The organism is Pseudonocardia oceani (assembly GCF_019263585.2).
Classification (GTDB): Bacteria; Actinomycetota; Actinomycetes; order Mycobacteriales; family Pseudonocardiaceae; genus Pseudonocardia; species Pseudonocardia oceani.
This window is the reverse complement of sequence record NZ_JADQDF010000001.1, coordinates 6153535-6178453: the sequence shown is the minus strand read 5'-3', so window position 1 is coordinate 6178453 and position 24919 is coordinate 6153535. Positions and strand designations below refer to the sequence as shown.

Below are 24919 nucleotides of genomic sequence, written 5' to 3'. Positions count from 1 at the left end.
TGAACAACCTGGGTTGGTGATCGGTGACCGAACGGACCGTCCCCCTGCTCCCCTGCCGCGACATCGACGACGTCGCCCCGTTCTACGCGGCGCTCGGCTTCACGCAGACCTACCGGCAGTCCCGGCCCAACCCGTACCTGTGCGTGGTGCGCGGGGGGATCGACCTGCACTTCTTCGCCGTCGACGGGTTCGACCCGGCCGGCTCGATGGGCAGCGCCCTGCTCCTCGTCGACGACACCGGGGCGCTGTTCGAGGCCTTCGCCGACGGGCTCCGCACGGCGTTCGGCCGCCTGCCGGTGGCCGGCATCCCGCGGATCACCCGGCCGCGGCGCCGTCAGGGCACGGCCGCGGGCTTCACGGTGGTCGACCCGGGCGGCAACTGGCTGCGGGTCAGCCGCGCCGGGGACGCGGAGCCCGAGGCCGACACCGAGCCCGAGCCCGGCGGCCGGCTCGAGCGGGTGCTGCAGAACGCCGCCCGCCAGGGCGACGCCCGCGGTGAGGACGCCGCCGCGCTCGCCGTGCTCGACGCGGGGCTCGCCCGCCACCCCGGTGCGAGCGACGCCGAGCGCCTGCCGCTGCTGGCCTACCGCGCCGAGCTGCTCGTGCGCACGGGCGACGGCGCCGGGGCCGCGGCGGCCCTCGCCGAGATGGCGGCGCTCGACGTCGACGCCGCGACGAGGGCGCGGTACGCCGATGAACTGGCAGAACTGGGACGGATGACGGAGGAGTACAGGTGAACGACATCGCGAGCATCGGGGCGCCCGGGTGGATCAAGGGCATGAACGACGGGCTGCTGGCGCAGCAGGAGGCCGGTGAGCTGGAGTTCGAACTGCCCGTCCTCACGGTGCCGGGCCGGCGCAGCGGGACCCCGCGGCGCACCCCGCTGACCGTCGGCGAGCGCGACGGGCAGCGGTTCGTCGTCGGCGGGTTCCCCGCGGCCGACTGGATCCGCAACGTCCGGGCCGCGGGCGGGCGGGCCGTGCTGCGCACCGGGGGGGTCGACGAGCCGGTGCGCCTGGTCGAGCTCGACGCCGCGGCCGCCGCGCCGCTGCTGCGGGAGTGGCCGTCGGTGACGCCGCAGGGGGTGGAGATGATGCGCGACGCCGGGGTCGTCACCGACACGACCCCGGACGCGCTGGCCGCAGCGGCCGGGATCTGTCCGGTGTTCCGCGTGGAGAGGGACGCATGACCCGAGAGTTCATCACCGTCACCGGCGCCCGGGAGAACAACCTGCGCGAGGTGTCCGTCCGGATCCCCAAGCGCGCGATCACCGCGTTCGTCGGGGCGTCCGGGTCGGGCAAGTCGTCGCTGGTCTTCGACACGATCGCCGCGGAGGCCCAGCGCCAGCTCAACGAGACGTTCTCGGCGTTCGTCCGCGGGTTCCTGCCCAGGCTCGGCCAACCCGACGCCGACCTCATCGAGAACCTGTCGACGGCGATCGTCGTCGACCAGAAGCGCCTGGGCGGCGGATCGCGCTCGACGCTGGGCACCGTCACCGACATCAACCCGGCGCTGCGGCTGCTGTTCTCCCGGCGCAGCACCCCCTACGTCGGCCCGCGCAACGCCTTCGGCTTCAACGACCCGGCCGGCATGTGCCCGACCTGCGGCGGCGTGGGGCGAAAGGTGGCGCTGGACCACGCGGTGATGTTCGACCGGTCGAAGTCGCTCAACGAGGGCGCGATCCTGCACCGCGACTGGGCCGTCGACAGCTGGTACTGGCACGTCCACGCCCAGTCCGGCCGGTTCGACATGGACAAGCCGCTGCACGACTACACCGACGCCGAGTGGCAGGAGCTGCTGTTCGGCTCGGGCGGGAAGGTCGCCGTCGCGGGGCCGGGCAAGGCACTCAACCTCGAGTACGTGGGCGTCGAGGCCCGGTTCAACCGCGCCTACATCGACGTCGAGGAGACCTCGAGCCGCAAGAAGGAGGTCATCGCCCGCTACACGACCTCGATCCGCTGCCCCGACTGCGACGGCACCCGGCTCGCGGAGGGGCCGCGGACCGCGACCGTCGCCGGGCACACGCTGCCCGCCCTGTGCTCGCTCGACCTGGTGTCCCTGCACGCGCTGCTCCCGACCCTGCGCGACGACGCCACCGGCCCCGTCGTCGACGAGGCGGTGGCCCGCATCGCCGCGCTGATCGACATGGGGCTGAGCTACCTCACGCTCGACCGCGAGACCTCCACGCTCTCGGGCGGGGAGTCGCAGCGGATCAAGATGGTGCGCCACCTCGGGTCGTCGCTGGTGGACGTCATGTACGTGTTCGACGAGCCGACGATCGGGCTGCACCCGCGCGACGTCGGGCGCATGAACGACCTGCTGCACCGGTTGCGCGACAAGGGGAACACGGTCCTCGTCGTCGAGCACGACACCGACGTGATCACGCGCGCCGACCACGTCGTCGAGCTGGGCCCGCGGGCCGGCACCGAGGGCGGCCGGATCGTCTACGAGGGCGGCGTCGCGGGCCTGGAGACCTCCGGGACGCTCACCGGCGAGTTCCTGCACCGGCCCGTCACCGTCCGGGAGGCACCCCGCACGCCGACCGGACACCTGCGGGTCACCGGGGCGAAGGTGCACAACCTGCGCGGCTTCGACGTCGACGTCCCGCTCGGCGTGCTCGTGGCCGTCACGGGGGTGGCGGGGTCGGGCAAGTCGACGCTGGTGCGCGAGGTGCTCGTGCCGCAGCACCCGGACACGATCGTCGTCGACCAGTCGGCGGTGGCCACCTCCAGCCGGTCGACGCCGGCCACCTGGACCGGCGTGATGGACCCGATCCGCAAGCTCTACGCCAAGGCCAACGGCGTGAAGCCCGCGCTGTTCAGCTTCAACTCCGAGGGCGCCTGCCCCACCTGCAACGGCATCGGCGCGATCTCCTCGGACCTCGCCTACCTCGACGGCGTGCGCTCCACCTGCACCGACTGCGAGGGCCGCCGCTACACCGACGCGGTGCTCGCCCTGACCGTCGACGGGAAGTCGATCTCCGACGCGCTGGACATGACCGCCGCGCAGGCCCTGGAGTTCTTCGACGCCAAGGAGATCACCAAGCGGCTGGCGTCGGTCGTCGACGTCGGGCTGGGCTACCTCACGCTCGGGCAGCCGCTCTCGACGCTGTCGGGCGGGGAGTGCCAGCGGCTGAAGCTGGCCAACCGGCTGCACGAGAAGGGCACCGTGTTCGTGCTCGACGAGCCGACGACCGGCCTGCACATGTCCGACTGCGGGCACCTGCTCGGGCTGCTCGACCGGCTCGTCGACGGCGGCAGCTCGGTGATCGTCGTCGAGCACAACCTGGACGTCATCGCGCACGCCGACTGGGTCATCGACCTCGGCCCCGACGGCGGTGACGACGGCGGCACGATCGTGTTCGAGGGTCCGCCGTCGGCGCTGCTGAGGGCGCCGGGCTCGTTCACCGGGGAGCACCTCGCGCGGCACATCGCCCGGCACACCGGGTGACGGCTCCCGACGCCGCCCTTCGTCCCGGCCGACCCGCCGCGGGCCGGGACGCTGCTCCTGTGGGGCGCGGGCGGGGACGCCACCGCCGACCTCGCCGTGGCGCCGGACGGCGACGTGCGCACGACCGCGGTGCGGCGCTCGGGGGTCGGCGAAGCGCTGGAGCTGCTGCTCGCCGCCTCCGACGCCGGCTCCTCCGACGCCGACTCCTCCGACGCCGACTCCTCCGACGCCGACTCCTCCGACGCCGACTCCTCCGACGATGGCGCCCCTGCCCGCACTCGGCGGCGCTGTCCCCCGCACCTCGGAGCCGGAAGGCGGTGAGGGGGCCGCCTTCAACCGCGTTCCGGCTCCGAAGTGCGGGTTCGCGGAAGGAGGTGGTGACGTAGGCGGCGGGCCGGGAAGCCGGTGATCGTCTCCAGCGGCCCCCTCCTGCCCAGCAGCTCCAGCGCCACACCCACCGCCACCGCGGCCACCAGGTGCCTCAGCAGGGTCGCCCCGCCCTCCGTGGGTTCGCGGGCCAGCCACACGACGTGGGCGGTGTAGAGGGTCAGCGGGATCGCCCCCACCGCCGCGGGCAGCCACAGCAGCGCGCGCGGGAGCAGCAGGCACAGGCCGATCACGGCCAGCGCGGTGCCGGTGGTGTGGGCGAGGTCGAGCGGCGTGCCCGAGTGCGGGTCGTCGACCGCCAGCCACCACCACGTCCCCGGCGGGGTGGAGCCGAAGTGGCGGCTCGACGACTCCGGCACCTGCCCGCCGGCCCGCAGCACCGCCGCCACCACCCGCGCGACGAGCGCCAGCGCGGCCCCACCGGCCAGCAGGAACGCGGCGGTGCGGGGACGGCGCAGGTCCAGCCGCCCGACCGCCATCCCCGCCAGCAGGTACGCCGTCCACGGCAGCACCGGGTAGTAGCCGGTCAGCGACAGCGTCACGAGCAGCTGCCCCGGGTCGGCGAGCGCGGGCAGCCCGGCCTGCGGGCCCGGACCGTCCCGCAGGCCCGCGCGGAGCAGGTGGCTCAGCACCGGCCCCGCGACGACCATGACGGCGGCCCCGGCGGCCAGCGCCCCCGCGCGCATCCGCAGCAGCGGCACCGCGACGACGAACAGCAGCCCGTAGTAGGCCAGGATCACCGCGACCGGGGGCCGCAGCGCCACCAGCGCGAGCCCCAGCAGCCCGACGAGCACGCCGCGGACCAGCAGCCCGGCCCCGGCGACGGCGTGCGACCGGACGTCGTCGACGCCGCGGGTGGACAGCGCGACCCCGACCCCGGCCACCACCGCGAACAGCGCGGACGACCGGCCGTCGGCGAGCAGCCCGGTGAGCGTCGGCGCGCCGTCCGGGCCGGTCAGCGGCAGCGTGTGGGTGGCGACCATCCCGGTCAGGGCCACCGCCCGGGCGGCGTCGACGCCGAGCAGGCGCCCGCCCTCGCTCACCGCCGGTTCGTCACCTGCGTGACGGGCCCGTCGGGGGCGGCGTCGACGCTGCGCAGCCAGTTCTCCAGCGCCTCGCGGGCCGTGCGCAGCGGCGGGCGCTGCGCGGGGTCGTTGTGCATCGCGGCGTAGAGCAGCGCGGTGTGCGCGCTGCGCGAGGGCAGCTGCGACAGAGGGGCGCCGGCGGCGGCCGCCCGCAGCCCGGACACCGCGTCGGCGTGCGAGCCGCGGGGCGGCTGGCCCGACAGGGCGTAGGAGATGGTGGCGGCGAGCTGCCACGAGTCGGACTGCGGCGTGGCGCGCTGCCCGCCCGCGACCTCCGGGGCGAGGAAGTCGGGGGTGCCGAGCACGAAGCCCGCGACCGTCAGCGTGGCGTCACCGGTGCGCCGGGCGATGCCGAAGTCGATCAGGTGCGCGTACCCGGCGGCGTCGACGATCACGTTGCCCGGCTTGACGTCGCGGTGCATCACCCCGCGCTGGTGGGCGGCGTCGAGCGCCCCCGCGACCGACGCCCACGCACGGGCGGCGGCGATGTCGTCGAGCAGCCCGCGCGAGCGCACCAGCTCGCCCAGCGGCGTGCCCTCGACGTGCTCCATCACGATGACGAGCCCGTCGAGCTCGGCGAGGCCGGGGTCGCTGCGGGCGTCGACCAGGTCGAAGATCCGGACGCAGTGCGGGTGGCGGACCGACCGCAGCGCCGTGGCCTCGCGGCGGATGCGCTCCTCGGTCTCGCCGTCGGGGGCGTGCGCGGCCTTGAGCGCGACCGGGTGCCCGAGCTGTGCGTCGTGGGCCAGCCACACCTTGCCGAAGCCGCCCTGCCCCAGCCGCCGGATCATCCGGAAGCGGGGCTCGCCCCGGCGCGCGCCGGCGGCGGCCGCGGCCCCGCCCAGGAGCGCTCCCCCGAGCAGCGGACCCGGCGCCACCAGCGTCGGCGTCGGCCCGACGCCGGACCGCGGCGGCGAGACCAGCGGCTCCGGGGGCCGCGCGGCGAAGCGCTCGGCGAGCCTGGAGCGCTCGGCGCCTACGTCCTCGGGCCGCGTCGGGGCCGGAGGCTTCGTGCGGACCGGCGTGCTGCGGATCGGCGTGCGGACGGGCTCGGGCCGCGGCGGGTACGGGTCGGCCCCCCGCGGCGGGCCCTCGGACCGGCGCGATGCCGCGGGCTCCAGCGAGCGGCGCACCCGCTCCCGCGAGGGCCGCCCGGCCAGCAGCACCAGGAAGATCCCGACGAAGGCGCCCGCCACGACCCCGATCCAGAGGTGCCCGGACGAGCCCGCGGGCGTGGCCGCGGTCAGGAACGGCAGGGCGAGCGCGGGCAGCCAGAACAGCTTGGCGGGCCACGCCGGGCCGCGGCGCAGCGCGATCCGGGCCTGGACCAGCACGAGCACGACCGCGATCAGCGGCAGCACGGCGAGCACGCCGATCGCGAGGCCGAACGCGGCGGGGTCGGACGGGTCGAAGGCCTGGCGGACCGACAGCCCGGCCAGGTAGTCGCCCTGCGAGGAGAACACGACGTCGGCGAACGGCACGGGCAGGGGCTCGGCGAGCGCGGCGACGTCGGACTCGCGCAGTCCGGTGACCTGCGTGCCCGCCGCCGCCGACCGCACGACGTCACCGGTGGCGGTGAACACCGTCCAGGGCAGCAGCCCCGCCGAGACGACGCCCAGCACGGCGATCCCGACGGCGCGCAGGCCCCCGTAGGACGACCCGATGCCCTTGCGCCAGACGGCGAGGACGAACGCGCCCGCGGCGGGCAGCAGGCCCACCACGATGCCGAGCACCGTGATCGCCCACGCCCACCCGCCGAACACGACGTCGGTGTCGAGCAGCGCCCGCAACCCCGAGATCAGGCCGGCGACCAGCGCGGTGACCCCGTCCACGCCGTCCTCCCACAGATGCTCGCCGCCTCGACCGCTCCCACTATGGCATCACGCGGGTCAGCGCGTCCGAGGCCGCCCGCAGCGAGGCGAGGTCGGCGAACCCGGCGAGGGCGAGCGTGAGGTCCAGCTCGGCCAGGACGCTGCGCAGCACGTGGCGCACGCCGTCCTCGCCGCCCAGGGCCAGCCCGTAGGCCATCGGGCGGCCCAGCAGCACGGCGTCGGCGCCCAGCGCCAGCGCGACGGCGGCGTCGGAGCCCGTACGGATGCCCGAGTCGAACAGCACCGGCGCCCGCCCGTCGACGGCGCCGACGATGCCGGGCAGCGCGTCGAGCGCCCCGATCGCGCGGTCGACCTGCCGGCCGCCGTGGTTGGACACGATGATGCCGTCCATGCCGGCCTCGAGCGCGTTCAGCGCGTCGTCGACGTGCTGCACGCCCTTGAGCACGATCGGCCCGTCCCAGTGCTCGCGCAGCAGGTCGAGGCGGTCCCAGCGCAGCGCGGTGCCGGTGAACATCGGCACCCAGCGCCCGACCGCGGCCATCAGGTCGTCCTCGGGCGCCTTCGCCAGCCCGGCGCGGAACGCCGGGTCGGAGAACGGGATGGCCGTGCCGACGCCGCGCAGGAACGGCAGGTAGGCGCCGTCGAGGTCCATCGGGCGCCAGCCCAGCGTCCACGTGTCGAGGGTGACGACGAGGGTGGTGTAGCCGGCGGCGCGGGCGCGGTGAAGCAGGCTGACGGTGACGGCGTCCTCTGTGGGCCAGTACAGCTGGTACCAGCGGGGCCCGTCGCCGGAGGCCTCCGCGACCTCCTCCGTGGCGAACGACGACGCCGTCGACAGCACCATCGGCACGCCCAGCGACGCGGCGGCGCGCGCCACGGCGAGCTCGCCGTCGGGGTGCAGGATCGACATGACGCCGACCGGCGCGGTGAGCAGCGGCGCCGGCATCGCCGTGCCCAGGACGGTGGTGGACCAGTCGCGGGCGGTGGTGTCGCGCAGCATCCGCGGCACGAACGCGTGCCGGTCGAACGCGGCGCGGTTGGCGCGCATCGTGGAGCCCTGCCCGGCGCCGCCCGCGACGTAACCGTAGGGCCCGTCGGTCAGCACGGCGCGCGCCGCGGCCTCGAGCTGCGCGGGGTCGGTCGGGAACCGGGGTACCTCGTCGCCGAGGCCGCGCAGGTAGATCTCGGCGGCGTAGGCGGAGAACGGGACCGTCATGAGGGCAACCTACGGTGGCTGTCCAGGTCGGTGTTGAGTCGGTGGAGCAGCGCCGCGAGGGTGTCGCCGTCCTCGGTCGACCAGCCCGCGAGCACCTCGCCCAGCCGCGCGGCGCGCCCGCCCCGCACGCGCGCGACCTGCGCGTCGCCCGCCGGCGTCAGCGCCACGCGCATCGCCCGCCCCTCCGGCTCGGTCTCCACCAGCCCTGCCCCGGAGAGCCGGGAGACGCGGCGGCTCGCCGTGGCCTTGGTGAGCCCGAGCCGCGCGGTCAGGGTCGTGAGGTCCTGCGGTCCGTGCTCGTCGAGCAGGGCGAGCACGGAGTAGGTGAACCGGTCGACCGCCGGGTCGCTGCCGTACCCCGCCGCCCACACGTCCTCCATGCTGCGGCGCAGCAGGACGGTGACCTCGCGCTCGACGCGGGACAGGACGGCGCTGCCGGGGACGATCGGGACGCGATCAGGACCGGACGGCACGAACGCATTCTAGGTCGCGTTCCGGGGCGATCACCGGGCGTCGGAATGCGCACGGGCCCGTGCGGCGTTGGGAGGAGTCATGGGTCTCACCCGCTCCGCCGGACCGTTGTCCCCCCGCGCCCCGCAGACCGTCAACTACGCGATCGACGGGCCCGCGCACAAACTGCTGATGCACCCGTTCCCGCGCCGGGTGCGCGCCGAGTTCGCCGGTCGGACCGTGCTCGACACCGTCGCCGGGGTCCTGCTGCACGAGACCGCGCTGCTCCCCCGGCTCTACGTGCCCGAGGCCGACCTCGACACATCGGCGTTCGTGCCGTCGGAGCTAGCCACGCACTGCCCGTTCAAGGGTGACGCCACCTACCGCACGCTGCGGATCGGCGACCGCGAGGTGCCCGACGCGCTGTGGACGTACCCCGAGCCGGTGCCCGGCGCGCCCTGGCTCACCGGCCTGTCGTCGCTCTACTGGGAGGCCGCCGACGCCTGGTACGACGAGGACGAGCAGGTGTTCGGCCACCTCACCGACCCGTTCACCCGCATCGACGTCCGCCCGACGAGCCGGCACGTGCAGGTCTTCGCGGGCGACGAGCTGGTGGCGGAGTCGCACGCGCCGCTGCGCCTGGACGAGACCGGGCTGCCCACCCGCTGGTACCTCGCCCCCGGCGACGTCCGCGCGCGGCTGGAGCGGTCGGACACGCACCTGCGCTGCCCCTACAAGGGCGAGTCGAGCTACTGGGACGTGCACCTGGCCGACGGGCGCGTCCTCACCGACGCCGCCTGGGGCTACCCGGACCCGCTGCCGGAGTCGGCGCGCATCGCCGGGCACCACAGCTTCCTGCACGACGACCTGCGCACCGTGGTGGACGGCGCAGAGATCTAGGACTACTCGTCGTCCACCAGCAGCGCCTCCAGCGCCGGCAGGGCCGCGGCCAGGGCGCTGCGCTGGGCCCCGTCGAGGCGGGCGAGGCGGCGGGCGACGAGCGCGGTGCGGGTCGTGCGCACCTCGTTGAGCTTCGTGGCGCCCAGCGCCGAGAGCGTGATGAGCACCCCGCGGGCGTCCTGCGGATCCGGGGCGCGCACGACCAGGCCCTGCTCGTCGAGGGCGGAGAGCACGCGGCTCATCGTGGGGGCGGTGACGGCCTCGCGGCGCGCGAGCTCGGAGAGCCGCAGCGGCCCGGCCGTCTCGACCGTGACCAGCGCCGAGAGCTGCAGCGGCGGGATGGACTCGCGCCCGTCGATCCGGATGCGGCGGTGCAGCCGGCCGACGGCCAGGCGCAGGTGGGCGGCGAGCTCGGTGAGCTCGCTGTCGCCGTCGAGGTCCTCCTCGAGCACAGTGGTGTCGGTCCGGTCAGAACGGGCGTCCATCCCGGCATCGTGCCAGCTCAGACCTTCCGCAGTCGCACCCCGGTGACGCTGTGGTCGGCGCCCTTGCGCAGCACCAGGCTGGCGCGTCCGCGGGTGGGCAGGATGTTGTGCTCCAGGTTGGGCCCGTTGATCTCCGCCCAGATCGTCTCCGCCCGCGCGACGGCCCCGGCCTCGTCGAGCGCGGCGTAGCGGCGGAAGTAGGACTCGGGGTCGCGGAACGCCGTCTCGCGCAGCCGCAGGAAGCGGTCGACGTACCAGCGGCGGATGTCGTCGGTGGCGGCGTCGACGTAGACGGAGAAGTCGATGAAGTCGCTGACGGCCAGCGCCGCCCGCCCGGGCAGCGACGACGCGGGGGCCAGCACGTTGAGGCCCTCCAGCAGCAGGATGTCGGGCCGGTGCACCGTGAGCTTCTCGCCGCCGACGATGTCGTAGACGAGGTGGGAGTAGACCGGGGCGGTCACCTCGGCGCGCCCGGCCTTGACCTCGGTGACGAACCGCAGCAGCGCGCGGCGGTCGTAGCTCTCCGGGAAGCCCTTGCGGGCCATGAGGCCGCGGCGGTCGAGCTCGGCGTTGGGGTGCAGGAACCCGTCGGTCGTGACGAGCTCCACGCGCGGGTGCTGGGGCCAGCGCGCGAGCAGCAGCTTGAGCAGACGCGCGGTCGTCGACTTGCCCACCGACACCGAGCCCGCCACCCCGATGACGAACGGCGTGCGGACGCTCTGCGCCCCCAGGAACGTGCGGTAGGCGCGGTAGAGGCGCCCGCCCTCCTGCACGTGCAGGGTCAGCAGGCGCGAGAGCGGCAGGTAGACCTCGCGGACCTCGTCGAGGTCGACCTCGTCACCGAGGCTGCGGACCGTGTCGAGCTCGGCGGCCGTCAGCGGCAGCGGCGTCGCCTCGCCGAGCTTCGCCCACGAGGCCCGGTCGAAGTCGACGAACGGCGAGGACGTCTCGCGCGCCACGCTGCGTCCGTTCATGACCCGACAACCTAGATCGCGGCGGGCCCCGTGGCAGGCGGGGGTGACGTGCGGCTCATCCGCTGTCGGACCCGCTGGGCAGGATGGGCGCATGGAGCTGACCCGTGAGCAGGTGCTCGCCCACCGGCTGCACCGGCACGACCTCGTCGACCGGGCGGCCTCGCCCGGGCCGTCGCGCTGCTCGACCTCGGCGTGCAGGACACCCCTGCGCTTCTCCTCCACCGCATCCCCCGCCGACCTGGCCGCCGTCCTCGGCACGACCCGCACCGCGCTGCGCCCCGACGCACCCGCCGACCTCGTGCCCGTCACCGTCGACGGCCGCGTCGCGGCGGTCGAGCCCGACGTGCTGGAGGAGGTCCGGGCGGCGGTGCCGGCGCCGGTCGTGCGGCTGCTGCCGCCGTCGGACCCGTGGCTGCAGGCCCGCGACCGCGAGGTCGTCGTGCCCGACCCGGCGCTGCGCAAGCGCATCTGGACCGCGCTCGGCGGGCCCGGCGTCGTGCTGTCGGGCGTCGACGTGGTGGGGCTGTGGCGCGCGAAGCAGCGCGGGAGGCGCCTCGAGGTGACCGTGCAGGGCGAGGCACCCGACGGCATCGAGGAGGAGACGCGGCGGCTGGCGGTCGTGCGGGGCGCGGACGGCGTCGCGGTCAGCCGCGTCTGAGGTCCGCGCCTACACTGGCCGCGACCGAGCACCGAGGAGTTCGTCCGTGCGCACCGCACGCCCGGCCGAGCCGGGCTGCACCACCCTGCCCCTCCGCCGCACGACGGCCGTGCGCCCATGACGGTCCTGCTCTCCGTCCTGGGCCTCGTCGGCGTGGCCGTGCTGACGATGGGCACGTTCGTCGCCGTGGCGTCGGAGTTCTCGCTGACCGCCCTGGAGCGCAGCCAGGTCGACGCGCACGTCGCCGAGGTCGACGACGCCCGCGCCCGCACCGTGCAGCGCGCCCACCGCGACCTGTCGTTCCAGCTCTCGGGCAGCCAGCTGCTCATCACCGTCACCACGCTGGTCACCGGCTACATCGCCGAGCCCGCGATCGCGTCGCTGTTCCGGCCCGCGCTCGACGCCGTCGGGCTGGCCGAGACGGCCGCCGCCACCACGGCGACGATCCTGTCGCTGCTGGTCGCGACCACCCTGTCGATGGTGTTCGGCGAGCTCGTCCCCAAGAACCTGGCGATCGCCAACCCCCTGCGCACCGCGCGCAACGTGGTGTGGCTGCAGAGCGCCTTCGCCCACGCCTTCCGCTGGCTGATCACCGCGCTCAACAGCGCCGCCAACGCCGTGGTCCGGCGCCTGGGCGTGGAGCCCGCGGAGGAGCTGCGCTCGGCGCGCTCGCCGCGCGAGCTGTCGTCGCTGGTGCGGTCGAGCGCGGAGAGCGGCACTCTCGACGCCGGCACGGCCACCCTGCTCGACCGCTCCCTGCGCTTCACCGACCGCGTCGCGGAGGACCTGATGACCCCGCGCGTGCGGATGGCGTCGCTCTCGGCCGACGACACGCTCTCCGACCTCGTCGCCCTCGCCCGCCGCACCGGGTTCTCCCGGTTCCCCGTGGACGCGGGCGACCCCGACGTCGTGCTCGGGGTGGTGCACGTCAAGCAGGCGTTCGGCGCCCCCGACCGGCAGGCCCCGGTGCGCGACCTGGTGCAGACCGTCCCCACCGTCCCCGGCTCCCTCGACGGCGACGCGCTGCTCACCTCGCTGCGCGGGTCGGGGCTGCAGATGGCGCTGGTCGTCGACGAGTACGGCGGCACGGCCGGCATCGTCACGCTCGAGGACCTCATCGAGGAGATCGTCGGCGACGTCCACGACGAGCACGACAGCGGCGAGCGCGACCGCGTCCAGTCCCTCGTCGACGGCGGCTGGCTCGTGTCCGGGCTGCTGCGCGCCGACGAGGTGGCCGACGCCACCGGGTTCGCGATGCCCGACGGCCCCTACGAGACGCTCGCCGGGCTGGTGCTGGCCCAGCTCGGGCGACTGCCCGACGTCGGCGACGAGCTCGTCGTCGCCGGGCGGCGGTTCACCGTGACCCGCCGCGACCGCAACCGGGTCGCCGAGCTGCGGATGCACCCGCCGCCGCCCGAGTCGTCCCACCCGCTCCCCGAGGAGGCCGTCCGTGGGTAGCGACGTCCTCGCCCTGGTCGCGGCCGTGCTGCTGCTGGCCGGCAACGCGTTCTTCGTCGGCGCGGAGTTCGCGCTGGTCTCCGCCCGGCGCGACCGCCTGGAGTCGATGGCCGACTCCGGCCAGGCGGCCGCGGGCGTCGTGCTGCGCGCGCACGCCGACCTGTCCCGGATGCTCGCCGCCTCCCAGCTGGGCATCACGATCTGCTCGCTGCTGCTGGGCCGCCTCGGCGAGCCCGCGGTGGCGCACCTCATCGAGGCGCCGCTCGCACTCGTCGGGCTGCCCGAGGCGGTGCTGCACCCGATCGCGTTCGCGGTGTCGCTGGCCGTCGTCGTGGTCGCGCACATGGTGCTGGGCGAGATGGTGCCCAAGAACATCGCCATCGCCGGGCCCGAGGCCGCCGCGATCGTCCTGGTGCCGCCGTTCCTGGTGTTCACCACCGCGGCCCGCCCGCTGATCGCGTTCTTCAACTTCCTCGCCAACGGGGTCCTGCGCCTGGTCGGGGTCGAGCCGCGCGACGAGCTGGAGGCCGCTTTCACCTCCGGCGAGCTGGCCGACCTCATCACCGAGTCGCGCCGCGAGGGCCTGCTCGACGACGAGGAGACCAGCCGCCTCGCCCGCACGCTGCGCTCGGCCCAGGCCACCGTGGCCGATGTCGTCATCGCCACCGGCGACCTGGTGACGCTGGGCCCGCGCCCGGTCGTCGGCGACGTCGCCCGCGAGGTGGCCCGCACCGGCTACTCCCGGTTCCCGCTGCGCGCCACCGACGGCCGGCTCACCGGCTACCTGCACGTCAAGGACATCCTCGACCTCGCCGACGACGAGGACGCGGCCGTGCCGCCCGCCCGGATCCGGGCGCTGCCCGAGGTGCCGGTCGGGGCGCGGCTGGACGACGCGCTGGCCGTGCTGCGGCGCCACCGCGCCCACCTGGGCCGGGCCGTCGGGCCGGGCGGCTCCACGGTCGGCCTGGTGACGATGGAGGACCTCATCGAGCGGTACGTGGGCGACGTCCGCGACGCCACCCACGCCCCCGACGGTCAGGTCCGGCCCACGTAGATCACGTTCTGCGGGCGGGGCGCGCGATCGCCATCGGCGCGAACGGGTGGTCGAGGTTGCCGGCCGACGCCGGCGGCGAAGTTCGTGTCGACCATGACGAACACGCCGCCCGGGGCCAGCGCGTCGCGGGTCGCGCGCAGCACGTCCTCGGGCCGCTGCTGCTCGTGGATCGCGTCGACGGCGGTGATGACTACGTCGTCGGCCCGCTCCGGGGCGAGGTCCACCGCGTCGGCGACGACGAGCGCGACGTTCGCGAGGCCATCGCCGTCGCGGAAGCAGCGCTCGAGCTGCGGCGACACCGCGTCGAGCCGCTGCAGCAGTCCCGCCGACGGGCCGATGTTCGTGGCGCGCGGCCCGCACAGGAACAGCGCGCGCCTCGGGCAGCACGAACCGCCCGTCGAGCCCGGCCCGCCCGGCCAGCTCGGCGCTGGTGGCCGGGCCGGTCGCGGCGGCGTCGAACAGGCCGCTGCATCCAGCGCGCCATCCTGGCCCCGGTAGCGTCGTCGCGGTGCGGGTCCTCGACGAACGGACGTGGCGCGGGCTGGCCGCCGCGCATCGTGCCCGGGTCGGCACCTGGACCGGCCCGCACCGCGAGCGGCGCCGCCGCGGTGAGGCGCACCCCGTCCTGGACTTCCTGTTCACCTACTACTCGCTGCGTCCCGCGCGGCTCGAGCAGTGGGAGCCCGGGCTGGGCGTCGCCCTGCGCGGCGGGCAGGAGCGCCCCGGGTGGGTCCGCGACGGCGACGCCGTGCACCTCGACCCGTCGGCGCTGCCCGGTCGGCTGCGCGGCACCACGGAGTTCGTCCGCGCCCTGCTCGACGCCACCGCCTCCCGCCCCGCCCGCCTGGGCTGCTTCGGCCTGCACGAGTGGGCGATGGTGTACCGCACCGACGCGCCCCGCCACGGCGCCGTGCCGCTGCGGCTGGGGCCGGCCGGCACCGACGCCGTGGTCGAGTCGCTGCCCGTGCACTGCACCCACCACGACGCGTTCCGCTTCTTCGCCGACGCCTCCCGCCCCCGCAACGCCCTGACCCCGACCCGCGAGGACCAGGTCGCGAACGAGCAGCCCGGCTGCCTGCACGCGACCATGGACCTCTACAAGTGGGCCTACAAGCTCTCCCCCGCCACACCGTCGGACCTGCTGGCCGACTGCTTCGCGCTCGCCGTCGACGTCCGCGAGCTCGACATGCGGGCGAGCCCGTACGACCTCGCGGACCTCGGCTACCCGCCCGTCCGCATCGAGACGCCGGCCGGCCGCGCCGAGTACGCCCGCGCCCAGGCCGGGTTCGCCGACCGGGCCGCTCCCCTGCGCCGGCGGCTGATCGCCGTGTGCGACGCGGTCACGGCCGCCTGCCCCGCCCTTCCCGCGCGCTGAACCTGCTCCCGCGAGCCTCGGGGGCCTCGCGGGAGCAGGAAACCCTCGCGGCAGACGGGAACGCGCGCGGGACGGCGGCCATGCGAGTGTTCCGGCCAGTTTCTGCAGGTCAACGAAAGATCGACGGTCCGAAGCGTCAATGATCGATTGACATGGAAGGAAAAGACTACGGGCCGGGCCCTGAACTGGGGGGCAGGCCACGTATCACTCCAGGTCCGAGGCCTCGCTGGAGGCGTGATGATCGCGGGACGTGGTTCGTGGCTGCCGCCGGTGACATCGACGCACCACTTCCGACGATCGTGCGAACCTCTGCTGCTCCTCCCCCGCCGCACCTCACGGCTGTCGGGGCGACCGTGAGGTGCGACCGGCGGCGATCAAGGCCGGATGGTGCGCCGCGGCCGGCGATCACCGCTCACCGCAGCCCCGGGTCGGCCGTCGACGCAACCGTGCACGTCAACCAGGACCGGCCCGCCCCGCACCAACCGCCCTTGATCGCCGGAAATGCACCGCCAGGGTCGTCGCAGGGACGGTGGCGGTGCGGTTTCGGTGATCACGGCCGCGGTGATCGCTGCCCGTCGCACCACACATTTGTGGGGACGACCGTCAGGTGCGGTCAACGACGATCAAGGGCGGGATGGTGTGCGTTCGAGTGCCCTCCACCCCGACAGCATCCGGTGCGTCACCGAATCATTGACTTGTGGCCAGGAGAAGAGCCCTCCCCCACAGGCCGCGGAGGAGGGCTCGACGAGCTAGGAGTAGGCCTCGACCGGCGGGCACGAGCAGACCAGGTTGCGGTCGCCGTGCGCCCCGTCGATCCGCCGGACCGGGGGCCACACCTTGCGGTCGTGGACGCCCGGGGTCGCGCCGGTCGGATAGGCCGCGAGCTCGCGGGGGTAGGGGTGGTCCCACTTGTCGACCAGGCACGCCGCGGTGTGCGGGGCCCCGCGCAGCGGGTTGTCCTCCACGGGCCATTCCCCCGCTGCGACGCGGTCGATCTCGGCCCGGATGCCGATCATGGCGTCGACGAACCGGTCGATCTCGGCGAGGTCCTCGCTCTCGGTGGGCTCCACCATGAGCGTGCCGGCCACCGGGAACGACATGGTCGGGGCGTGCAGGCCGTAGTCGGCGAGCCGCTTGGCCACGTCGTCGACCGTCACGCCGGTGTCCTTCGTGATCCCCCGCAGGTCGAGGATGCACTCGTGGGCGACCTGCCCGTCGGCGCCCGCGTACAGCACCGGGTAGTGCTCCCCCAGGCGCGCGGCGACGTAGTTGGCCGCGGCCACGGCGGTCAGCGTCGCGCGGCGCAGGCCGTCGACGCCCATCAGGCGGACGTAGGCCCACGAGATCGGCAGGACGCCGGGGCTGCCGTGGTGCGCGGCGGACACCGGGCCGACGCGGTGCCCGTCCTTTCCGGCCCGGCCCGGCAGGAACGGCGCCAGGTGCTCGGCCACGGCCACCGGGCCGACGCCGGGGCCGCCACCGCCGTGCGGGATGCAGAACGTCTTGTGCAGGTTGAGGTGGCTGACGTCGCCGCCGAACGCGCCGGGCCGGGCCACCCCGACGAGCGCGTTGAGGTTGGCGCCGTCGACGTAGACCTGGCCGCCGGCCTCGTGCACGGCGTCGCAGACGTCGCGGACCGCGGCCTCGTACACCCCGTGCGTCGACGGGTAGGTGATCATCAGCGCGGCGAGGGCGTCGCGGTGCTCGGCGATCTTCGCGCGCAGGTCGTCGAGGTCGACGTCGCCGGTGGGGGCGGTGGCGACGACGACCACCCGCATCCCCGCCATGACGGCCGACGCCGCGTTGGTGCCGTGGGCGCTGGCCGGGATGAGGCAGACGTCGCGGTGGTCGTCGCCGCGGGAGCGGTGGTAGGCCGCGATGGCGAGCAGGCCCGCGAACTCGCCCTGGCTGCCCGCGTTGGGCTGCAGCGACACCGCGGCGTAGCCGGTGAGCTCGGCGAGCCAGCGCTCCAGGTCGGCGATCAGCTCGAGCGTGCCCTCGGCGTCGGCGGCCGGCGCGAACGGGTGCAGGTCGGCGAAGCCGGGCCAGGTGATCGGCTCCATCTCCGCGGTCGCGTTGAGCTTCATCGTGCAGGAGCCCAGCGGGATCATCGTGCGGTCCAGCGCGAGGTCGGCGTCGGCGAGGCGGCGCAGCCAGCGCATCAGCGAGGTCTCGCTGCGGTGGGAGTGGAACACCGGGTGCGTGAGGTACTCGCTGGTGCGTGCCAGGTCGGCGGGCAGGGCGTCGGCCGTGGTCCCGTCGAGGTCCTCCACCGAGGCGGTGACGCCGAACGCGGCCCACACCGTCTCCAGGTGCGCGCGCGTGGTCACCTCGGAGGTGGCGACGCCGAGCGTGTCGGGGTCGACCCGGCGCAGCGCCACGCCGGCCTCGTGCGCGGCCGTGGCGATCTCGTCGGCGCGGCCCGCCACGCGGGCGGTGACGGTGTCGAAGAACGCGTCGTGGACGACGTCGACGCCGCCCGCGCGCAGCCCGGCCGCCAGCACCGCGGCCATCCGGTGCGTGCGCTGCGCGATGCGGCGCAGCCCGTCGGGCCCGTGGTAGACGGCGTAGCAGGCCGCGACGACGGCGAGGAGCACCTGCGCGGTGCAGATGTTGGAGGTCGCCTTCTCGCGGCGGATGTGCTGCTCGCGGGTCTGCAGCGCCAGGCGCAGCGCGGGGTTGCCGTCGGCGTCGCGCGACATCCCGACGAGCCGGCCCGGGAGCTGGCGCGCCAGCTTCTGCCCGACCGACAGGAACGCCGCGTGCGGGCCGCCGTAGGCCATCGGCACGCCGAAGCGCTGCGTGGTGCCGACGACGGCGTCGGCCCCGAGCTCGCCGGGCGGGGTGAGCAGGGTGAGGGCGAGCAGGTCGGTGGCCACGGCCACCAGCGCGCCGCGCTCGTGCGCCGCGGCGATCAGCGCGGACGGGTCGCGCACCGCACCGGAGGCGCCCGGGTAGGCCAGCAGCACGCCGAACGCGTCACCCTCGGGGAGGCCGTCGGTGAGGTCGGCGACGACGAGCTCGATGCCCAGCGGCTCGGCCCGGGTGCGCAGGACGTCGACGGTCTGCGGGAGCGTGTCGGCGTCGACGACGAACCGGGGCGACGGGGCCCTGCCCGCGCGGCGCAGCAGCGTCATCGCCTCGGCAGCGGCGGTTGCCTCGTCGAGCAGCGACGCGCCCGCGACCGGCAGCCCGGTGAGGTCGGCGACGGCGGTCTGGAACGTCAGCAGCGCCTCGAGCCTGCCCTGGCTGATCTCGGGCTGGTAGGGCGTGTACGCCGTGTACCAGGACGGGTTCTCCAGCACGTGGCGGCGGATCACCGGCGGCGTGATCGTGCCCGAGTAGCCCAGGCCGATCATCGGGACGGTCACGGTGTTGCGCGCGGCCAGCGCCCGCAGCTCGGCGAGCACCTCGGTCTCGGACCCGGCCGGGGGCAGCGTCGAGGGCACCGGCCCGGTGTCGCGGATCGGGTCGGGCACCGCGCGGGCGGCGAGCTCGTCGAGCGAGGAGACGCCGACGGCGGCCAGCATCGTGTCGAGCTCGGACGGGCGGGGGCCGATGTGCCGGTCGGCGAACGGGACGCCGCTCTCCAGCTCGGCCAGGCTCGGCTGCGTGGGGCGGTCGGTGCTCACGTGCGGACCTCCGGGACGGGGCGGGCGGGGCAGGACGGATCCGTCCTCCCCCTCTGTCACCACCCGAAGGCACCTGAGAGATTCACCGGCGGCGCTCGTCGTGAGCGCCGGGCTTTCCCCGTCGGTGGACCGCCCGTGCGGGCGCGGTCGCTTTCCAGAGGCGTCTCACCGGCGCGGTCCTGGGTGCCTGAGAGGTTCCGGGGAGGAGTTGCTCCTTCGGCGTCCGGCTCGGCGACCGGACTCTCCCGCGCTGGTTCGGCGACTGCCCCGCCCACTGTAGGGGACCTGCGGGCCGATCGCCGTACTCCTACGGACGCGACGGCGGTCACCCGGCCGCCAGGATCCCCCCATGACCTCGACCCCGCCGCCCGTCTCGCCCACGACCGCCGCCTTCCACGTCCAGGCGGTCCTGTCCTTCGCGGTCTCGCTCTCCGCGGTCGCCGTCGCCGTGATCTTCCTGCCGGCCGACGGCTGGGTCCGCGCGTTCCTCGGCCTCGGCATCCTCTACGTCACGACCTCGGCCTTCACGCTCGCGAAGACGATCCGCGACCGCCAGGACGTGAGCACGGTCGTCACCCGCGTCGACCAGGCGCGCATGGACAAGCTCCTCGCTGAGCACGACCCGTTCGCGGTGCGCTGACCCGCGAGGGGCCGCCACCAGGGGTCGCGTCCAGGGAAGGTGCGCTCAGGAGATGGCGCGGCGCGAGCGCCGGCGCGACAGCTCGTCCTCGGGCGTCTCGTCGACGCTGCCGCCGTCGGCGCGCTCGACCGGGAAGTCCTTGATGGAGCCGCTGATCTCGCGCATGGCCCCGGACACCGCGATGCCGAAGACGCCCTGCCCGCCCTGGAGCAGGTCGACGACCTCCTCGGGCGAGCTGCACTCGTAGACGGTGGTGCCGTCGGAGAACAGCGTGATGCCGGCCAGGTCGCGGATGCCGCGGCGGCGCAGGTGCTCCACTGCGACGCGGATGTTCTGCAGCGACACCCCGGCGTCGAGCAGGCGCTTGACGACCTTGAGGACCAGCACGTCCTTGAACGAGTACAGCCGCTGGGAGCCGGAACCGGCCGCTCCGCGGATCGAGGGCATGACCAGACCCGTGCGCGCCCAGTAGTCGAGCTGCCGGTAGGTGATGCCGACGACCTGGCACGCGGTGGGGCCGCGGAACCCGACGAGCTGGTCGGGCAGGCCGTCGAGGCCCGCGCCCAGCAACGGGTCCGGGAAGAGCTCACCCTGCTCCGGGTCGACCGACGGTGGGTTGTCCACCGAGCTCCCTCCCGCCGGGGTCCCCGAGCGGGACCCGATCTCGGAGCTGACCGTAAGCGGGACGACGCTCCGGGTCAACGCGGCGCGCCGGGGCGCGTCACCCGACAGCGGGCGAGTCGGACGGCACGATACCGGACCGGCCCAACGCCGGCATCCCGGAGCAGGGCCGGACAGGGCCCGGCCGACCGGCCCCGGTGGGCCGGCCGCGGTGGGCCGGCCGCGACTCAGGGCTGGGCGCCCCGGAAGTCCTCGGGCGAGATGGAGTCGAGGAACTCGCGGAACTTCTCGACCTCGTCCTCCTGCTCGTCGGGGATCACGAGGCCCGCCTCGGCGAGCACACTCTCCTCGGCGTGGATCGGCACGCCGATCCGCAGGGCCAGCGCCACCGAGTCGCTCGGCCGCGCGGACACCGTGATGCCGCCGTCGAAGATCAGCTCGGCGTAGAACGTGCCCTCCTGCAGGTCCGTGATCCGCACCTGCTCGAGCCTTCGCCCGAGCGAGGAGATCACGTCCTTGAGGAGGTCGTGGGTCAACGGCCTGGCCGGCTTGACCCCCTGCTGCTCCAGGGCGATGGCCGTGGCCTCCACCGAGCCGATCCAGATCGGCAGGTAGCGGTCGCCGCTCGTCTCCCGCAACAGGAGGATGGGCTGGTTCGCCGGGAGTTCGACACGGACTCCCACGACGCGCATCTCGCTCATGCGCTCTCCTCCTCCTGGGTCGTGCTGCGGTGTCGGGGCGCTCCGGTCCTGCGACCGGGCCACCCCGTGTCCGACACCCTCGACGCTACACGGGCGGCCCGCCCGGCGCCCGCCTCCGGACGGGCGGCGAGCCGCGTCGGACGCGTCACTCGCCGGGCTGCGCCGGTCCGGTGAGGAAGACGAGGCGGAACTTGCCGATCTGCACCTCGTCACCGTTGGCGAGCACCGCGGTGTCCACCGGCTCGCGGTTGACGTAGGTGCCGTTGAGGCTGCCCACGTCGACGACGACGAACTCCCCCGCGTCGCGGCGGAACTCCGCGTGGCGCCGGGAGACGGTGACGTCGTCGAGGAAGATGTCGCTGTCCGGGTGCCGGCCCGCGCTCGTGGAGACGCGGTCGAGCAGGAACCGGGAACCGGCGTTCGGGCCGCGCTTGACGACCAGCAGGGCGGCGCCCGCGGGGAGCGCGTCGACCCCGGAGACCGGCTGGTCCTGGGCAGGCGGCTCGGCGTCGGCGAGGAAGTCGGCGCGGAAGACCGAGGTGGTCTCCGGTGCGCGCTCCGGCGGTACGCCTGGCCCGTCGTTCGTGGTCACGTCGGGGTCTCCTCCTGCGGTGGTGGGGCGGTGGATGGTGGGCTGGAACCTACCGTGCCCGACGGGCACGCGAGGGGTCAGGCGCCCGTCAGATCGGCGTAGGCCCCGGCGTCGAGGAGGGCGTCCAGACCGCCGTCGGCGACGCGCAGCTCGAGCATCCACCCGGCTTCGTACGGACCGGTGTTGACGAGCTCCGGATTGTCGGCGAGGGCGTCGTTGACGGACACGACCTCACCGGCCAGGGGCGAGTAGATGTCGGAGACCGACTTCGTCGACTCGACCTCGCCGATCGAGGCGCCGGCCGCCACGGAGGCGCCGACGTCGGGCAGCTGGACGAAGACGACGTCGCCGAGCTGGTTCTGCGCGTGGTCGGTGATACCGATCCGGACGACGCCGTCGCCCAGGTCGCGCACCCACTCGTGCGCCTCGGTGTACCGCAGATCGTCGGGAATCACGCGGGGAGCCTAGTGGGGGACGGAAGGGCCGACGGAGGAGGCCCGGGGCGGGTGGGACTAGTCGGGGGACGGAACGGCCGACGGAGGAGGCCCGGGGTGGGCAGGGCCAGTACGGAGGGCCAGGACGAACTGGGCGAGGTACAGCGACCCGGACCAGAGGTACAACGCGGTGCCCCAGACGGCGAACGCGAGGCCCAGCGGGAGCGCGACCGCACCCCAGGCACCGTCGGCCTGGCCGAGCAGCAGCAGGGGGAAAGCGTAGAGCAGCAGGAACGTGGCCGCCTTGCCCAGGTAGGTGACGACGAACGGCCCGTAGCCGCGCCCGCGCAGCACCAGCACGCACACCCCGAGCACGAGGTCGCGGGCCACGAGCAGCCCGACGAACCACCACGGCACGATCCCCCGCGCCCCCAGGCCGAGCAGCGCGGCGAGGATGTAGAGGCGGTCGACGGCCGGGTCGAGCAGCGCGCCCAGGCGCGAGTACTGGCCCAGCAGCCGCGCGAGCTTCCCGTCGAGCCAGTCGGTGAACCCGCCGACGGCGAGCACGAGCACCGCCCAGCCGTCGCCCCAGCCCGGGGCGCCGTCGGCGCCCGGGGAGAGCAGCAGCCACAGGAACAGCGGCACCCCGGCCAGCCGGAACAGGCTGAGCAGGTTGGGGACCGTCAGGACGCGGTCGGCGGGCGGGGCGGACACGCCCGCAGGGTAGGGCCGGGGAGTGCGCCGGGGCGAACCGTTGTGCACGATGTGGCGCATGGACACCGCCGCCCTCAAGGCCATGCAGGCTCCGCTCAAGGCCCGGTACGCCGACGACCCCGCGGCCGCGCTCGTCACGCTGAAGGCCGAGGGCGAGCTCGACGGCTCGGGCATCGCCTGCACGGTGCGCACCGCCACCGCGCTGTCGGAGGCCGGCCTGCACCCCGCCACCGGCGGCGACGGCACCCAGCTCTGCTCCGGCGACATGCTGCTGGAGGCGCTCGTGGCCTGCGCCGGGGTGACGATGCGCGCGGTCGCCACCGCGATCGGCATCGAGGTCGCCGGCACCGTGCACGCCGAGGGCGACCTCGACTTCCGCGGCACCCTGGGCGTCGCCAAGGACGCCCCGGTCGGCTTCCGCGACATCCGCCTGAGCTTCGCCCTGCAGACCTCCGCCGACGAGGAGCAGGTCGCCACGCTCATGAAGCTGACCGAGCGCTACTGCGTCGTGCTGCAGACCATCGTCTCCTCGCCGAAGACCGACGTGACGGTGACGACCGCGGCGTGAGCGGACACGAGGAGCGCACCAGCGGGGCCACCGCGCTCCTGCGCACGCTGCACGGCAGCGGTGTCGACGTCTGCTTCGCCAACCCCGGCACGTCGGAGATGCACTTCGTCGCCGCGCTGGACGGGGTCCCGGGGATGCGGGCGGTCCTCGCCCTGTTCGAGGGGGTCGCCACCGGCGCCGCCGACGGCTACGCCCGGATGGCCGGCCGCCCCGCGGCCACGCTGCTGCACCTGGGCCCGGGCCTGGGCAACGGGCTGGCGAACCTGCACAACGCGCGGCGGGCGCACACGCCGGTCGTCGCGGTGGTGGGCGACCACGCACTGACCCACGCCCCGCTCGACGCCCCGCTGCAGTCCGACATCGCCGCGATCGCGGGCAGCGTCTCGGGGTGGGTGCGCCACAGCGCGTCCACCGCCGACGTGGGCGCCGACGCCGTGGCCGCCGCCCACCGCGGGCAGGTCGCCACGCTCGTGCTGCCCGCCGACGTCAGCTGGGGCTCGGGCGGGCGGGTCGCGCCGCCCGCGGCCGTGGCCGACCGGCCCGTCGCCGATCCCGGGACGCTGCGCGCCGCGGCCGACGCCCTGGCGTCCGGCGAGCCCGCCGTCCTGCTGATCGGCGGCGACGCCACCCGCGCCGACGGTCTCGCCGCCGCGAACCGCGTCGCCGCGGCCACCGGCGCCCGTCTGCTCGCCGAGACGTTCCCGGCGCGCCTGGAGCGCGGCGCGGGCGTGGCCCCGGTCGGGCGCCTGGCCTACCTCGGCGACGCCGCACGCCACCAGATCGGCGCGGCCCGCCATGTCGTGCTGGTGGGCACCCGCTCCCCCGTCGCCTTCTTCGGCTACCCCGGCAAGGACGGCGACCTCGTGCCCGACGGGCGCACCGTGCACGCCGTCGTCGACGGGACGGGCGCGGCCACGGCCGCGCTGGAGGAGCTCGCCGACCTGCTCGCCCCCGGCACCACCGCCGCCACCGCCGCGGCCGCGCGCCCGGATATGCCCACCGGCGAGCTGACGGTGGCGAGCGCGTCGGCCGTGGTCGGTGCGCTGCTTCCCGAGGGCGCGATCGTCGTCGACGAGGCGATCACGTCCGGGCTCGGCCTGCCCGACGCCACGGCGGGCGCTCCGCGCCACGACTGGCTCACCCTCACCGGCGGCGCCATCGGCTACGGACTCCCCGCCGCCACCGGCGCGGCCGTGGCCTGCCCGGACCGGCCGGTGTGGTGCCTGCAGGCCGACGGCAGCGCGATGTACACGATCTCCGCGCTGTGGACGCACGCCCGCGAGGGGCTCGACGTCACCACGGTCGTCTACCACAACAGCGCCTACGCGATCCTGCGCATGGAGCTGGCGGCGGTCGGCGCCACGGGCGGCCCGGTCGCGGCGGGGCTGTTCGACCTCGGCCGTCCCGAGCTCGACTTCACCGCGATCGCCCGCGGCATGGGCGTGCCCGCCGTCCGGGCGACCACGGCCGACGAGCTCGCCGACGCGCTGCGGCGCGCGGCGGCCGAGCCGGGGCCGCACCTCGTGGAGGCGATGGTGCCCGCGCTCGTCTGACCCTCGCGGCGCCGGCGACGCAACCGATCCGCCTGAGCCTGCGTCACCGGATGCACGTGCAGATGCCCGGTCCCGCTGCACGTGCAGACTGCTCCGAACGGCTCCGCCGGGTGATGGCCCAGGTCACGCCCGTCACGGGC

The 24919-nt window shown here is 75.0% G+C and carries 25 protein-coding genes and 1 riboswitch; of the genes, 12 read left to right on the top strand and 13 right to left on the bottom strand.

Going from position 1 to position 24919, the window contains the following annotated elements; all coding sequences use genetic code 11:
- The first annotated feature begins 23 nt into the window (after positions 1-23).
- The 4 genes from I4I82_RS30950 (at position 24) to I4I82_RS30935 (ending at position 3771) form a co-directional block, all read left to right on the top strand.
- Positions 24-737: a DUF8817 family protein gene (locus I4I82_RS30950; protein ID WP_218592543.1), complete on the top strand. Its 714-nt coding sequence runs from the start codon at positions 24-26 to the stop codon at positions 735-737.
- Positions 734-1189, top strand: a complete 456-nt coding sequence (locus I4I82_RS30945) for a nitroreductase/quinone reductase family protein (protein ID WP_226370348.1) — start codon at positions 734-736, stop codon at positions 1187-1189. The genes I4I82_RS30950 and I4I82_RS30945 overlap by 4 nt, the downstream gene beginning before the upstream one ends.
- Positions 1186-3450, top strand: coding sequence for an ATP-binding cassette domain-containing protein (locus tag I4I82_RS30940; RefSeq protein ID WP_218591986.1), 2265 nt, complete (start codon positions 1186-1188; stop codon positions 3448-3450). Before I4I82_RS30945 ends, I4I82_RS30940 begins: the two co-directional genes overlap by 4 nt.
- 114 nt (positions 3451-3564) lie before the next feature.
- Positions 3565-3771 carry a hypothetical protein gene (locus I4I82_RS30935; protein WP_218591987.1) on the top strand — a complete coding sequence of 69 codons (207 nt, stop codon included), beginning with the start codon at positions 3565-3567 and terminating at the stop codon, positions 3769-3771.
- 11 nt (positions 3772-3782) lie between these two features.
- On the opposite strand, the gene I4I82_RS30930 is transcribed toward I4I82_RS30935, so the two are convergent.
- Genes I4I82_RS30930 through I4I82_RS30915 form a run of 4 tightly spaced genes read right to left on the bottom strand, consistent with a single transcriptional unit; the run spans position 3783 to position 8443 of the window.
- Positions 3783-4880, bottom strand: a complete 1098-nt coding sequence (locus I4I82_RS30930; protein WP_218591988.1) for a heparan-alpha-glucosaminide N-acetyltransferase domain-containing protein — start codon at positions 4878-4880, stop codon at positions 3783-3785.
- A complete protein-coding gene (locus I4I82_RS30925) occupies positions 4877-6754 on the bottom strand; it encodes a serine/threonine-protein kinase (protein ID WP_218591989.1) in 1878 nt (625 codons plus the stop codon). The genes I4I82_RS30930 and I4I82_RS30925 overlap by 4 nt, the downstream gene beginning before the upstream one ends.
- A 40-nt stretch (positions 6755-6794) precedes the next feature.
- Positions 6795-7970 carry a lactate 2-monooxygenase gene (locus I4I82_RS30920; RefSeq protein WP_218591990.1) on the bottom strand — a complete coding sequence of 392 codons (1176 nt, stop codon included), beginning with the start codon at positions 7968-7970 and terminating at the stop codon, positions 6795-6797.
- Positions 7967-8443: a MarR family winged helix-turn-helix transcriptional regulator gene (locus tag I4I82_RS30915; RefSeq protein ID WP_218591991.1), complete on the bottom strand. Its 477-nt coding sequence runs from the start codon at positions 8441-8443 to the stop codon at positions 7967-7969. The genes I4I82_RS30920 and I4I82_RS30915 overlap by 4 nt, the downstream gene beginning before the upstream one ends.
- A gap of 79 nt (positions 8444-8522) precedes the next feature.
- Here I4I82_RS30915 and I4I82_RS30910 point away from each other — a divergent pair, with 79 nt between their 5' ends.
- Positions 8523-9320 (top strand): DUF427 domain-containing protein, encoded by a 798-nt coding sequence (locus I4I82_RS30910; protein WP_218591992.1) that lies wholly within the window; start codon positions 8523-8525, stop codon positions 9318-9320.
- Positions 9321-9322: 2 nt separating this feature from the next.
- Here the strand turns inward: I4I82_RS30910 and I4I82_RS30905 are convergent, their stop codons facing one another.
- Together I4I82_RS30905 and coaA are read right to left on the bottom strand one after the other, a co-directional pair.
- Positions 9323-9805: a MarR family winged helix-turn-helix transcriptional regulator gene (locus I4I82_RS30905; protein ID WP_218591993.1), complete on the bottom strand. Its 483-nt coding sequence runs from the start codon at positions 9803-9805 to the stop codon at positions 9323-9325.
- Positions 9806-9822: 17 nt separating this feature from the next.
- Complete coding sequence (gene coaA / locus I4I82_RS30900; RefSeq protein ID WP_218591995.1) at positions 9823-10779, bottom strand: type I pantothenate kinase; 957 nt, start codon at positions 10777-10779, stop codon at positions 9823-9825.
- A gap of 91 nt (positions 10780-10870) precedes the next feature.
- Here coaA and I4I82_RS30895 point away from each other — a divergent pair, with 91 nt between their 5' ends.
- From I4I82_RS30895 to I4I82_RS30885, 3 genes are all read left to right on the top strand, one after another.
- Positions 10871-11437: a DNA glycosylase AlkZ-like family protein gene (locus I4I82_RS30895; protein WP_218591996.1), complete on the top strand. Its 567-nt coding sequence runs from the start codon at positions 10871-10873 to the stop codon at positions 11435-11437.
- A gap of 117 nt (positions 11438-11554) precedes the next feature.
- The gene (locus tag I4I82_RS30890; RefSeq protein WP_218591997.1) at positions 11555-12895 is read left to right on the top strand and encodes a hemolysin family protein; all 1341 of its coding nucleotides are present in this window, start codon (positions 11555-11557) and stop codon (positions 12893-12895) included.
- A complete protein-coding gene (locus I4I82_RS30885) occupies positions 12888-13949 on the top strand; it encodes a hemolysin family protein (protein ID WP_218591998.1) in 1062 nt (353 codons plus the stop codon). Before I4I82_RS30890 ends, I4I82_RS30885 begins: the two co-directional genes overlap by 8 nt.
- On the opposite strand, the gene I4I82_RS30880 is transcribed toward I4I82_RS30885, so the two are convergent.
- Positions 13931-14248: a class I SAM-dependent methyltransferase gene (locus I4I82_RS30880; protein ID WP_218591999.1), complete on the bottom strand. Its 318-nt coding sequence runs from the start codon at positions 14246-14248 to the stop codon at positions 13931-13933. The genes I4I82_RS30885 and I4I82_RS30880 overlap by 19 nt on opposite strands.
- Before the next feature lie 209 nt (positions 14249-14457).
- Here I4I82_RS30880 and I4I82_RS30875 point away from each other — a divergent pair, with 209 nt between their 5' ends.
- A complete protein-coding gene (locus I4I82_RS30875; RefSeq protein WP_218596311.1) occupies positions 14458-15324 on the top strand; it encodes a 3-methyladenine DNA glycosylase in 867 nt (288 codons plus the stop codon).
- 749 nt (positions 15325-16073) lie between these two features.
- On the opposite strand, the gene gcvP is transcribed toward I4I82_RS30875, so the two are convergent.
- Positions 16074-18956 carry an aminomethyl-transferring glycine dehydrogenase gene (gcvP, locus tag I4I82_RS30870; RefSeq protein WP_218596310.1) on the bottom strand — a complete coding sequence of 961 codons (2883 nt, stop codon included), beginning with the start codon at positions 18954-18956 and terminating at the stop codon, positions 16074-16076.
- 164 nt (positions 18957-19120) lie between these two features.
- A riboswitch (glycine riboswitch) is annotated at positions 19121-19214 on the bottom strand.
- A 91-nt stretch (positions 19215-19305) separates the two neighbouring features.
- On the opposite strand from gcvP, the gene I4I82_RS30865 reads away from it, so the two are divergent.
- Positions 19306-19596, top strand: a complete 291-nt coding sequence (locus tag I4I82_RS30865; RefSeq protein ID WP_218594684.1) for a YiaA/YiaB family inner membrane protein — start codon at positions 19306-19308, stop codon at positions 19594-19596.
- 45 nt (positions 19597-19641) lie between these two features.
- Here the strand turns inward: I4I82_RS30865 and I4I82_RS30860 are convergent, their stop codons facing one another.
- The 5 genes from I4I82_RS30860 to clsA all read right to left on the bottom strand — a co-directional run bounded on the left by I4I82_RS30860 (position 19642) and on the right by clsA (position 22658).
- Complete coding sequence (locus I4I82_RS30860) at positions 19642-20220, bottom strand: MerR family transcriptional regulator (protein WP_205346908.1); 579 nt, start codon at positions 20218-20220, stop codon at positions 19642-19644.
- 224 nt (positions 20221-20444) lie between these two features.
- Positions 20445-20918: a bifunctional nuclease family protein gene (locus I4I82_RS30855; protein WP_172162775.1), complete on the bottom strand. Its 474-nt coding sequence runs from the start codon at positions 20916-20918 to the stop codon at positions 20445-20447.
- Positions 20919-21063: 145 nt separating this feature from the next.
- Positions 21064-21510, bottom strand: a complete 447-nt coding sequence (gene garA / locus I4I82_RS30850; RefSeq protein ID WP_172162777.1) for a glycogen accumulation regulator GarA — start codon at positions 21508-21510, stop codon at positions 21064-21066.
- Between the two features lie 77 nt (positions 21511-21587).
- Entirely contained in the window at positions 21588-21965 is a 378-nt protein-coding gene (gcvH, locus tag I4I82_RS30845) for a glycine cleavage system protein GcvH (RefSeq protein ID WP_218596309.1), read from the bottom strand.
- A gap of 57 nt (positions 21966-22022) precedes the next feature.
- A complete protein-coding gene (gene clsA / locus I4I82_RS30840) occupies positions 22023-22658 on the bottom strand; it encodes a cardiolipin synthase ClsA (protein WP_226370347.1) in 636 nt (211 codons plus the stop codon).
- Positions 22659-22716: 58 nt separating this feature from the next.
- On the opposite strand from clsA, the gene I4I82_RS30835 reads away from it, so the two are divergent.
- Positions 22717-23226 (top strand): OsmC family protein, encoded by a 510-nt coding sequence (locus tag I4I82_RS30835; RefSeq protein WP_218594884.1) that lies wholly within the window; start codon positions 22717-22719, stop codon positions 23224-23226.
- Complete coding sequence (locus tag I4I82_RS30830; RefSeq protein WP_218596308.1) at positions 23223-24779, top strand: acetolactate synthase large subunit; 1557 nt, start codon at positions 23223-23225, stop codon at positions 24777-24779. Before I4I82_RS30835 ends, I4I82_RS30830 begins: the two co-directional genes overlap by 4 nt.
- Positions 24780-24919: the final 140 nt, after the last annotated feature.

Coding starts and splice junctions, on each gene's coding strand:
- I4I82_RS30920 (WP_218591990.1), bottom strand. CDS start 7,970: ATGACGGTCCCGTTCTCCGCCTACGCCGCCGAGATCTACCTGCGCGGC.
- I4I82_RS30940 (WP_218591986.1), top strand. CDS start 1,186: ATGACCCGAGAGTTCATCACCGTCACCGGCGCCCGGGAGAACAACCTG.
- I4I82_RS30890 (WP_218591997.1), top strand. CDS start 11,555: ATGACGGTCCTGCTCTCCGTCCTGGGCCTCGTCGGCGTGGCCGTGCTG.
- I4I82_RS30905 (WP_218591993.1), bottom strand. CDS start 9,805: ATGGACGCCCGTTCTGACCGGACCGACACCACTGTGCTCGAGGAGGAC.
- I4I82_RS30910 (WP_218591992.1), top strand. CDS start 8,523: ATGGGTCTCACCCGCTCCGCCGGACCGTTGTCCCCCCGCGCCCCGCAG.
- I4I82_RS30865 (WP_218594684.1), top strand. CDS start 19,306: ATGACCTCGACCCCGCCGCCCGTCTCGCCCACGACCGCCGCCTTCCAC.
- I4I82_RS30855 (WP_172162775.1), bottom strand. CDS start 20,918: ATGAGCGAGATGCGCGTCGTGGGAGTCCGTGTCGAACTCCCGGCGAAC.
- I4I82_RS30895 (WP_218591996.1), top strand. CDS start 10,871: ATGGAGCTGACCCGTGAGCAGGTGCTCGCCCACCGGCTGCACCGGCAC.
- I4I82_RS30835 (WP_218594884.1), top strand. CDS start 22,717: ATGGACACCGCCGCCCTCAAGGCCATGCAGGCTCCGCTCAAGGCCCGG.
- coaA (WP_218591995.1), bottom strand. CDS start 10,779: ATGAACGGACGCAGCGTGGCGCGCGAGACGTCCTCGCCGTTCGTCGAC.